Consider the following 11,784-nt stretch of genomic DNA (forward strand, 5'->3'; position numbering starts at 1 on the left):
AAAAAATTATCTTTGTTAATAGGAATGCCTTACTATATACTTCGCCACTGAAGAAAAATAGTTGTTTAAGGTCTATTATAGGAGGATATAAATATTCATAAAAAAGTTCGAACAAATGTTTGAAAATTGCAGTTTATTTGGTATAATAATAGCTGTTTATAACGATTTGGTTCAAAGATAATTGTCCGGTTATAGAAAAATTTTCTTACCTCTCGTTATATAAGTGCTAGTAGAGCCTTAATTAAAATTAAAATTGAGCAGGTGTTTGTATGAGAAAAGATAATATTATTGTTAAAGGTGCCAGAGAGCACAATTTGAAAAATATAGATGTTACGATTCCAAGAGACAAGTTTGTTGTTATTACCGGGCTCAGCGGTTCGGGGAAATCATCTCTTGCTTTTGATACGATATATGCAGAAGGACAGAGGCGCTATGTAGAGTCATTGTCTTCATATGCTAGACAGTTCTTAGGGCAGATGGAAAAGCCGGATATTGACTATATTGACGGTCTGTCGCCGGCTATAGCGATAGATCAGAAGACCACAAGCCGTAATCCCCGTTCTACTGTCGGTACGGTTACGGAGATATATGACTATTTAAGACTTCTTTTTGCAAGGATAGGTACTCCCCACTGTTACTCTTGCGGAAAGGAGATTTCCCAGCAAACAGTGGACCAGATGGTGGATAAAATTATGGGGCTTGAGGAAGGTACCCGAATTCAGCTTCTTGCTCCTGTCGTGAGAGGAAGAAAAGGTGAGTATAATAAGCTGATAGAAGATGTAAAAAAAGATGGTTATGTCAGGATTAGGGTAGATGGAGAGGTAATGGATGTAAATGATCCGATAAACCTTGACAAGAATAAGAAGCACAGTATTGAAATTGTAGTGGACAGGCTGATTGTAAGGCCTGACATTCAAAAAAGGCTTACAGATTCCATTGAAACCGTACTTCGCCTCAGCAGCGGAATACTTATTGTTGATGTTATAGGCGCAAAAGAGATACTTCTCAGTCAGAATTTTGCTTGTACTGAATGTAACGTGAGTATGGAGGAAATAACCCCAAGGATGTTTTCCTTCAACAATCCTTATGGTGCCTGTCCCGAATGTACCGGCTTGGGCTCTCTTATGAGAATAGACCCAGATCTTGTTATACCTGATAAGAAGATCTCTTTGGCAGACGGAGCTGTCAGGGCAACAGGATGGAATATAGCCAATGGCGAAAGTTATGCCAGGATGTATATAGATGCTCTTGCAAGGCACTATAAATTCAGTGTAGATACTCCTGTTGAGAAGCTTCCTCCTCATATTCTTGATATTATACTCTATGGCAATAACGGGGAAAAAATTAAAATAGATTATGAAAGAGAAGATGAAAGAGGATCGTTCACAGCAAGTTTTCAGGGAATTGTAAACAGCATGGAAAGAAGATACAAAGAGACAAATTCGGAGAGTATGAAGCAGTACTATGAGGGTTTTATGAGCAATACTCTCTGCTCTGAGTGTAAGGGGGCAAGATTGAAAAAAGAAAGTCTTGCCGTTACTGTTGGCGGTAAAAATATACATGAGGTCTGCTCCATGTCCATCGGAGAAATAAAAGAATTTTTTGCCAACCTAAGCCTTACAGAAAGACAGGGGCTCATTGCCCGTCAAATACTGAAGGAAATAAATGCAAGATTAGGATTCCTGGTTGATGTGGGTCTTGATTACCTAACCCTTTCTAGGGCAGCAGGAACTCTGTCCGGAGGAGAGGCTCAGAGAATCAGGCTTGCTACGCAAATCGGCTCAGGGCTTATGGGGGTGATATACATCCTGGATGAGCCTAGCATTGGTCTTCACCAGAGGGATAATGACAAACTTCTTAAGAGCCTCAAGAAGATGAGGGATTTGGGAAATACCTTACTGGTTGTTGAGCATGACGAGGATACAATGTATGCATCGGATTATATTATTGATTTGGGTCCGGGAGCAGGAAGCCATGGGGGAGAAATAGTTGCAGAAGGTACTGTTGAAGAGATTAAGCAGAATCCAAATTCTATCACTGGACAGTATCTTAGCGGAACGAAAAAAATTGAAGTTCCGGAAGTGAGAAGAAAACCCAATGGGAAATGGCTGGAAATTATGGGAGCCAGAGAAAATAATCTAAAGAATATTAATGTAAATATACCTTTAGGGGTATTTACGTGCATTACAGGTGTTTCAGGGTCAGGGAAAAGCTCTCTGGTGAATGAAATATTGTACAAGCGCTTGGCTAATGAACTCAATAGAGCAAATCAGAAGCCGGGAGAACATGATTTAATGAAAGGGATTGAACATCTTGATAAGGTTATAGATATTGACCAATCACCCATTGGGCGTACGCCGAGGTCCAATCCTGCAACATATACAGGTGTGTTTGACCTAATAAGGGAAATATTTGCCGGTACCACTGAGGCCAAGACCCGGGGATACAAGTCCGGGCGTTTTAGCTTCAATATAAAGGGCGGAAGATGTGAGGCTTGCACAGGTGATGGTATAAACAAGATTGAAATGCACTTTTTACCGGACATCTATGTTCCCTGCGAGGTTTGCAAAGGCAAGCGCTACAACAGGGAGACTCTTGAAGTAAGATATAAGGGCAAGAATATAGCAGAGGTTCTGGATATGACCGTTGAAGAGGCTCTTGAGTTTTTTAAGAATATACCGCGGATACAGAAAAAAATGGAGACATTGTATGATGTGGGTCTTGGTTATATCAAATTGGGACAGTCATCTACCACTCTGTCCGGGGGAGAAGCGCAGAGAGTAAAGCTTGCCACTGAGCTTTCCAAAAGGAGTACAGGAAAGACAATGTATATTCTTGATGAGCCTACTACAGGGCTTCATATAGCTGATGTCCACAGGCTTGTCGGTATACTTCACAGACTGGTTGAAGCAGGCAATTCCGTGGTTGTTATTGAGCATAACCTTGACGTTATAAAGACTGCCGATTATATTGTTGATTTGGGACCGGAGGGTGGCAGCGGCGGTGGCACAGTTGTTGCTTGGGGAACACCGGAAGAGATAGTAAAGGTTGAGGGTTCTTATACAGGGCATTTTCTAAAAAATGTTTTACCATCCTAGATCCGGCCCACACTTTTTTGTGTTTATGTTTGATAAAGAGGAAGATAGATTACTTAAAACGCAGGTTTTGCCATTTTCGGCAGGTTTAAATTCAATTTTTAATCAAGATGCGTTTTAATGGCAATGGAATATTGTTAGACCTAATGCATAAATATGTGTTATACTTGAAACATAATAATTTTATGCAATAAACATGGACAATCCGCAATTTAACAATAAGGATTATTACTATGAGCTGAAAATAATATATTTATTACTACTAATTAGCTGGAAGGCAGCGGTTTCGCTCCGTTTTGTGCTTCAAGCGAAGTGAAAGGGATGATTAGGCTATGATGATGTGCTCAGTTTGTAAAGAAAATTTGGCAGTTGTTTTTATTACCAAGATAGTAGACGGCAAGCAAACCCAAGAGGGCTTATGTTTTTCATGTGCAAAGAAGCAGGGAATTCAACCGATAAATCAAATATTAGAACAAACCGGTATATCCGATGAAGAAATAGATGATTTAAACAAGCAGGTAGGGAGCTTTTTTGAAGAAATAGATTTGACCAATATAAATGATGCTGATGCCAGTCCAAATCCTACCAATCCGTTTTTAAACCTGATTAACAAGTCATTGCACAGGTCGATGGATAATATGGGATTGAAGGATTCAAAGGAGGAATCGGAATCCGACGGCAAAGCAGAGAAGGAAGATAAGGACAACAAAAACAATACCAGAACCAAGACTCAGGAGAAAAAGGCGCCAAAAAAGAAAAAGTACCTTGACACTTATGGTACAAACTTGATTACCAAGGCGAAAGAAGGGAAGATAGATCGCGTCATTGGGCGAAATCGGGAGATTGAAAGGATAATTCAGATATTAAACAGGAGAAATAAGAATAATCCAGTCCTAATCGGTGAGCCGGGTGTAGGTAAGACAGCAATTGCAGAAGGCCTTGCTGTGAGAATCGTCGATAGAGATGTTCCGGCAAAGCTCTTTAATGCTGAGGTTTATGTTCTTGATCTTACCGGTATAGTAGCAGGTACCCAGTTCAGAGGCCAATTTGAAAACCGAATGAAGGGTATTATCGAGGAATGTAAGGCCCTGGGAAATATAATACTGGTTATAGATGAGATTCATAATATTATGGGAGCTGGAGAGGCCGAAGGAGCTATGAATGCTGCCAATATTTTAAAACCTGCTCTTGCAAAAGGTGAAATACAGGTTATAGGTGCTACAACCCTAAATGAATACAAAAAGCATATTGAAAAGGATACAGCATTGGAAAGAAGATTCCAGCCGATATTGGTAGATGAGCCTACAATTGAGGAAACCATTGAGATATTGCAGGGTATAAAGGATTACTATGAAAGCTATCACAGGGTTAAGATATCCGATGAGGTAATACGGGCTGCGGTGATTCTTTCCGAGAGGTACATTACGGACAGATTTTTGCCGGATAAAGCAATAGACGTACTGGATGAGGCCGGTTCGAGAGCCAATATAAAAAACGTTGGTCTTGTGGAGTTTGAAGCTTTAAAGGAAGAATTGAAGAAAGTACAGGAAGAAAAGGAGAACGCCATTTCCGCAGATTCAATTGAGGACTATCAGAAGGCGGCTGACCTTAAGGTTAGGGAATGTAAGCTTCTTCAGCAGATAAAGGAAATAGAGTATAAGAATAAGGATATGGAAATAACCCTTGACGATGTAGCTTATGTTATAGAGTCTTGGACCAAGATTCCGGTTCAAAGGCTTACTGAAGTTGAAGCCAAAAAGCTTCTTAATCTTGAAGAGAGGCTTCATGGCAGAGTCATTGGACAGCGCGATGCAGTAAGCAGTGTTGCAAAGGCCATCAGAAGAAATAGAGCTGACTTTAAGAAAAGAAAGAAACCGGCATCATTTATTTTTGTGGGTCCTACCGGTGTGGGTAAGACGGAGCTGGTAAGGGCGCTGGCGATAGAGCTCTTTGAAAGTGAAGAAGCACTTATTAGGATGGATATGTCCGAATATATGGAAAAGCATACGGTATCTAAGCTTATCGGGGCACCTCCGGGGTATGTGGGTTATGAGGAAGGTGGACAGCTTACGGAAAAAGTAAGGAGAAAGCCTTATTCGGTAATACTTTTGGATGAAATTGAAAAAGCGCATCCTGATGTATTCAATATGCTGCTGCAAATTCTTGAGGATGGCAGGGCTACGGACAGCCATGGAAGGACTGTAAGCTTTGAAAATACAGTACTGATAATGACATCCAATGCTGGAACCAGTCTTAAGGCGAGTGGCATAGGCTTTGCAAATGACAGCTATATTGCTATGGAGAATAAAATTAAGGAAGTGTTGAAGGAAACCTTCAGACCGGAGTTCCTAAACAGAATAGATGAGATAATAGTATTTAATGAGCTTACTAGGGAAGAACTCAGACAAATAGTTGATTTGATGCTCAAAGATGTTGTCGAAGAAGTTGAAAATAAGAAAATGAGTATCGAATTTGAGGATGAGGTCCGGGAGTTTATCCTTGAGAAGGGCTATGACCCCAAATACGGTGCAAGACCTCTTAGAAGAACAATACAGAAGTATATTGAAGACGAACTTACCGATATGTATCTCAAAGGTTTGTTTGCGGAAGGCAGCAATATTGTAGTTGGTGTTAAGGATGGAAGTATTGCATTTGATATAAAAGGCGGAACGATAGACAGTTCTAACGTCGGATGAGTATTTTAAGATAACAACATAAAAAAGCATTTGCTTTAGGACACCTAAGTAAATGCTTTTTTATGTTATATATTGTATAAGAATTGAGTATGAAAAAATGTGTTGAGCTTAATATTATTATATCAAGAAAACCTATATTGAATTATTAAATTATTGTTAATTTTTTTAACAATCACCAAATGCAAGCTGCTGCAAAGATATCGAAGTGTACAATGCTTGCTCAGGCATTCATTATTATGATAAAATCGTAATTATTTAAAATATAAACATATGAAGGTGGGGAATACGTATTGCCAATAAACATTAAAAGAGCAATAATACATGTGTTGGATAAAGAGGCAAATGAGCCTATGCTGAACGAATTTGAGCTTGGTATTGATGATGATATCCACTATTTCCTTGAGAAGCATATAACCCGGTCACTGGGGGATGATGAATCAAGAAAGGCAGTTTTCAAAAACGGCAGAAATATCATTAAAGAAGTGTGCCAAAAGATTTTTATAGATAATGATTACTTTATTGAAGGCTCAAAGGAGATAGCAAGGCAGCTTTTCAAGGCTATGAAGACGAATAGTAGTATTTCGTCCACAGATTTAATAATTTGCATATATGAAGAAAACGATGAAGAAAGTGTTGCAATCTTAAAAATGGACTATACGGTTTCTTTTATACATGAAGTGGAGTTGGTTGACAACAAGTTTAAAATATCTATTAAGAAGCAGGATATAAGCCTGCCCGGGGTAAATCAAAGAATTCAAAAATGTGCTTTTATTAGGGCGGAACAAGAAGTGGGAGATTATGATTTGATTATACTGGATAATCAAATCAGCAAAAAGAATCAAGAGGAGCCAATAGCACAGTTTTTTCTTCAGACATTTTTGGGGGCCGACTTGCTATTGGATAGTAAAACCTGTACCCGGATTTTTAAAAAGGAGACGGAAAACTGGATACGCAATAAAGCAAAAGAAGGTGAGACCTCTATAGAGGTGGTCCGAGAATTTGTGAATGAGGCAATACGCAAGGAGGATGAAATAGATTTGGATTCCTTTTCCAGTAAGGTGTTTTCCAATAAGGTTGACCTTAGAGATGAGTACATAAGCACCATGAAAGAAAAGGGACTTACCAGCGACAAATTTGAAGTTGATAGAGAATGGGTTGAAAGAAAGCTTAGTAAAATCAGGCTCAAAACCGAGAGTGATATAGAACTGGTCATTGATTATGAACAGTATAATGACAGAGAAAAGTTTGAAATAGTAAAAAACCCTGATGGTACGAGGAATATAATTATTAAAAATATAATAAGTATAGTGGAAAAATAAAGGTTTTATGAATGGCAATAAAAGCTCGGGAATAGTAGCTCCCCGAGCTTTTTATAAGGCCCACATTTTAGAGTTATTGCCAGGCTTTAAAGTCCAGTTTATTTCCAAATCCTCTGTTCCTTGAATAATTGTTGCCACCAAAGGATTTCCTCTGCTGCTTCTTTGCAGTCCTGCAACTTGAACACCTCTGGGGTTCATTCATAAATCCTTTTTCTTTATAGAAATCTTGTTCCCCTTCGGAAAAAATGAACTGCGTATTGCAATCCTTGCACACTAAAGTTTTGTCTGCCATATTATTTTACCTCCTTAGATCTTGGGAATTAACTGATTTTTGACTTTACTCCGTTTGATTAAGGAGGTATGAGTCCAAAATTAATTAATTCTTTGCTAATATTATTATCCGATAAAAAGTAATTTATACAATAATAAACTAAAAACAGAAATATAATGATTATTATTATATATTTACATATTGCGCCTTCAATGTTAAAATGAAAAAAATTATTTGGTTATGTATTATTTAATCATCGACTGAACAGGGGGAAACTTCAATGAAACGTATATTTTTGCAATTTGGGTCAGGTCTCGGACCAATGTCTCGAAGTCTTCCGATTGCTCTAGCTTTAGCTGAGGCCGGATACGAAATAAAATATTTGGGCTATGATATGGCCAAAACATATATGAAAAAAGCCGGTATAGAAGAGCTGGGCAGTGAATTCAGTATAAGCGATATAACGAAGGGAAGTCTTGATCCGTACTGGAACACAGCAGATGAATTCTGGACCATGATAGGATATGGAAATATGCCATGGGTAGAACGTAAAGTTGATGAATTAATGAGTTTATTAAAAGAGTTTTCACCGGATTACATACTATCTGACCTTGGTATTTTAGCCTGTCTTGCAGCAAGAATAATGAGAATTCCATTGATTGCCATTAACCAGAGTTGTTATCATCCAAATGTTAAATTAAAATGGTGGGAAGATAATTATAAAGCTGAAAATAGTCTTTTAGATAAATTAAATATATATCTGAAGAAGAAAGGTGCACCGCAATTAAATACATTTACGGAGATATTTACAGGCGAGTTGACGATTATTCCCAGTTTCTATGATTTTGACCCGATACCGGATATTGAAAAATATAATACCCATTATGTAGGTCCTGTTTTGTATACCCCAAAAGAAGAGGTTTCTGAAAGGATTTTGAAGCTTTTTGATGCCGATAAACCGATAGTCTTTTGCTATACAGCCAGATTTTACGATAACGTAGGAGAAAGTGGGAAAGTAATTTTCGATAATATGATTAAAATTATTGATGAAATAGACGCCTCCATTATTATTTCGACTGGGAATAAAAATGATGAATCGCTTGCTTTAGATATTGCTGCAGAGAAAGTAAAAAATGGCAGAGTCAGCATAGTTGATTACGTGCCTTTGGATGTAGCCTATAAAAATTCTGATTTAATAATACATCACGGTGGTCATGGGAGTTGTCTGGCACAATTTTACTATGGAGCTCCTTCTGTTATAATACCTACTCATACTGAGCGTGAATACAATGCAAGAATGTGTGAAAAATTGCATATTGGTAAAATGGTCTCGAGAAGAAATCTAAATAGTGCAAATTTGAAGGAGAACATAAATGATGTGTTGAATAATTTAACTTATAAAAATAGTGTTTGCGATTGGAAAGAGAAAGTATTCAGTGATTTTAATAATCTTGATAAAGTCGTGAAGTTAGTAGATTCACTATAGATAAGATATGTAGCAAAAGCCTGATTTAATAAGTGACTGTCATATCAATTCGGTATTACATATCCATGTAAAGTTTTGACCTCAACATATTTTCTTGCTTAGCATAAATACACAAATGAATTTTTACATTTAAGTTGTTTATTTATAAACCCCTCAAAAAAATAACTTGATGCGTACAAGTATTAAAGGAGTGAAAAAGCTTGCATGGGTTGTATATAAACAAAAAGAAGAATAATACGGACACTAGTTCCATAGCGCTTGTTATTAAAATGATTCAAAAAGGTGACTTGAGACTTAAGGAAGAGTTTATCAAAGATAATGTTCCATACATTATAAGAACGATTTCAAATGTATTGGGTATAGTGGTGGATGACAGGAACAGTGAAGAATTCAGCATTGGACTTGCGGCTTTTAATGAAGCTATTGACAGATACGATTGCAATAAAAACGGCAATTTTTATACCTATTCCTTTTTGGTTATCAAAAGTAGATTGTTTGACTTTATAAGAAAAAACAGAAAGCATAGAAATGTTTTACCTTTTTCATATATTGAAGAATCAACTCGAGTAGAAGAAAGACTTTTGTCATGTGATTCAAATGGGCAATTCGAAAAAATTGAGGTAAGGCAGGAACTTGTAAGTTTTGAGAAAAATTTAAAGGAATTCGGAATTTCACTGGAAGACTTGGTATTGTCCTCTCCAAAACATAAGGATTCAAGGCTTTTATTAATAAAAATCGCCAGAATAATTGCTGCGGATGATGAAATATTTAAAAAACTGGTCACCAAGAAATATATACCTATGAAAGAGCTGCTCAGTCGAATAAAGGTAAACCACAAGACAATCCAGAGAAACAGGAAATTTATAATTGCTGTCAGCCTGATTTTACGAAGCAATCTATATGATCTTAAGGAGTATGTACAGGGCTTCGAAAGGGAGGGAAAGTATGATGAATAACATAGGAGTAATCATTAAGATACAAGGAAACGAAGCCATTGTAATGACGGATGATTGTTCTTTCAAAAAAATCAAAAAGAAAAGCGGAATGTTTCCGGGACAAAAAATACTTGTTCCTAATGATGAGATGGAGCGTAGCGGAAGTAAAAGAATAAAGCAAGCTTTAGCTGTCATGGCCAGTATAGCTGCTGTATTTTTGGTATTCATATCATTAATGTGGGTTAACAGACTAAATGATATATATGCATATATTGATGTTGACATAAACCCTAGCTTAAACTTTTCGATTGACCGACACGGCAAGATAAAGGCATTAAATCCATTAAATGATGAGGCTCAGGAATTAATTAGAGGTGTCGAATTTGAAGGTATGCTTTTTACAGAAGCTTTTGCACAGGTTATTGAACTGTCGAAAGCTCAGGGGATTATAGATGAGAATAAAACTAACTATGTATTGGTTTGTGCTGTTTTAAACTATAATTACAATGCTAAAGAAGGCGATAGATTATTGGCAGAAGCAGAGCTTGAAGAGCTTCTGGACAGTATAAGGGCAGATATTGATAGGACCTATGGCGGTATTATACAGCCGGAAACTGTAAAGGTACCGTTTGAATATAGGACAATGTCAGAGGAAAATCACATATCCATGGGAAGGTATTTGACTTATCGGAAATTGGAGGATATGGGAGTGGAATTATCTATAGAGCAATTAAAATCCGTGGGGATTGACGAGATATTAAAACAGTACAATCTGGATTTTGCTGAATTGACTGGGGTTGAATATGATAAAACGCAGGATGAAGCTGCACCAACTAGTGAAAGTCCTGCTGCACCGACAACAAATAAGCCAGAATCTCCCGAAACAACATTAGAAGCAATATTTACGCCAGCAAATACACCTGCAAATACACCCATAACATCGTCAAAACCTGCAATAACACCAACGGAGAGTTCAATACCCAAATTAACGCCAACACCAGCACTAACATCAACGCCTATACCCACATTGAAAGATGACCATACTAAAGCAACGCCAACATCGACGCCGACAGCCAAAAACGGCACAGGCAGCGGACTTAGAGGAGAGTATTACAGTAATATGGATTTGACCCTTTTTCAGTTCGCCAGGATTGACCCTTGTATAAACTTTGACTGGGGTGAAGGTACGCCTGACCAATCTATTGCGAAGGATACTTATTCTGTAAGATGGATAGGGAAGATCGAACCTAGGTATTCTGAAACATACACATTCTATACCAGCACTGATGATGGTGTAAGATTATGGGTAAATGGTGTTCTGCTTATTGATCAATGGAAAAGCCAGTCGGCTACCGAACACAGCGGACAAATTACTCTTGAGGCAGGAAGGAAGTATGATATCAAGATGGAGTATTATCAGCATGTACGAGATGCTTCAGCGAAGCTTATGTGGTCAAGCATGAGCCAGGAAAAGGAGATAATACCTTCCAGTCAACTGTATCCGTCTGACGGGCCTTTGCCTCAAAAGGCTGTAAACGGTCTGAATGCAGAGTATTATGGGGATATGGATTTAAAAGACAAGAGATTTAGCCAAATAGATGAGGTCATAAACTTTAGCTGGGGAAGGGAACTTCCGGTTAGTGAATTAAAAGATAATAAGTTTTCGGTAAGATGGGTGGGGAAAATAGATGCCAGATATACTGAAGAGTACACATTCCACGCTCTTTCAGATGATGGGGTAAGAGTATGGATAAACAATGTGTTGATAATTGATAATTGGAAAAAACAGGAGAATGAAGTTGAGAGCACCGGAAAAATTGAATTAAAAGCCGGCCGACAGTATGATATTAAAATTGAGTATTATAACTATGGGGGGCCTGCGTCCATGAAGCTTTTATGGTCCAGCAGAAGGCAAAAGAAAGAGGTAGTACCTACCAAAAACTTATATGCGAATTAGTATTAATTTTTAATAGTATAAAGGA

Annotated in this window: 7 protein-coding genes; 6 read left to right on the top strand and 1 reads right to left on the bottom strand. The window is 37.8% G+C overall.

Features of this window, described 5'->3' with window-relative positions; all coding sequences use genetic code 11:
* Positions 1-269 precede the first annotated feature (269 nt).
* The 3 genes from uvrA to EFD62_RS06345 all read left to right on the top strand — a co-directional run bounded on the left by uvrA (position 270) and on the right by EFD62_RS06345 (position 7,110).
* Positions 270-3,098, top strand: a complete 2,829-nt coding sequence (gene uvrA, locus EFD62_RS06335) for an excinuclease ABC subunit UvrA (protein WP_069194162.1) — start codon at positions 270-272, stop codon at positions 3,096-3,098.
* Positions 3,099-3,427: 329 nt separating this feature from the next.
* Positions 3,428-5,791, top strand: coding sequence for an ATP-dependent Clp protease ATP-binding subunit (locus EFD62_RS06340; RefSeq protein WP_069194161.1), 2,364 nt, complete (start codon positions 3,428-3,430; stop codon positions 5,789-5,791).
* Between the two features lie 290 nt (positions 5,792-6,081).
* Positions 6,082-7,110, top strand: a complete 1,029-nt coding sequence (locus tag EFD62_RS06345) for a nucleoid-associated protein (protein WP_069194160.1) — start codon at positions 6,082-6,084, stop codon at positions 7,108-7,110.
* A gap of 73 nt (positions 7,111-7,183) precedes the next feature.
* On the opposite strand, the gene EFD62_RS06350 is transcribed toward EFD62_RS06345, so the two are convergent.
* Complete coding sequence (locus tag EFD62_RS06350) at positions 7,184-7,402, bottom strand: zinc-ribbon domain-containing protein (protein ID WP_069194159.1); 219 nt, start codon at positions 7,400-7,402, stop codon at positions 7,184-7,186.
* 259 nt (positions 7,403-7,661) lie between these two features.
* Between EFD62_RS06350 and EFD62_RS06355 the strand changes: the two genes are divergently transcribed.
* The 3 genes from EFD62_RS06355 to EFD62_RS06365 all read left to right on the top strand — a co-directional run bounded on the left by EFD62_RS06355 (position 7,662) and on the right by EFD62_RS06365 (position 11,759).
* Positions 7,662-8,867: a glycosyltransferase gene (locus EFD62_RS06355; RefSeq protein ID WP_069194158.1), complete on the top strand. Its 1,206-nt coding sequence runs from the start codon at positions 7,662-7,664 to the stop codon at positions 8,865-8,867.
* Between the two features lie 200 nt (positions 8,868-9,067).
* A complete protein-coding gene (gene sigI / locus EFD62_RS06360) occupies positions 9,068-9,823 on the top strand; it encodes an RNA polymerase sigma-I factor (protein ID WP_069194157.1) in 756 nt (251 codons plus the stop codon).
* The gene (locus EFD62_RS06365; protein WP_235832581.1) at positions 9,813-11,759 is read left to right on the top strand and encodes a PA14 domain-containing protein; all 1,947 of its coding nucleotides are present in this window, start codon (positions 9,813-9,815) and stop codon (positions 11,757-11,759) included. Before sigI ends, EFD62_RS06365 begins: the two co-directional genes overlap by 11 nt.
* Positions 11,760-11,784 lie beyond the last annotated feature (25 nt).

The sequence above is a fragment of the Acetivibrio mesophilus genome (assembly GCF_004102745.1).
Lineage (GTDB): Bacteria > Bacillota > Clostridia > Acetivibrionales > Acetivibrionaceae > Hungateiclostridium > Hungateiclostridium mesophilum.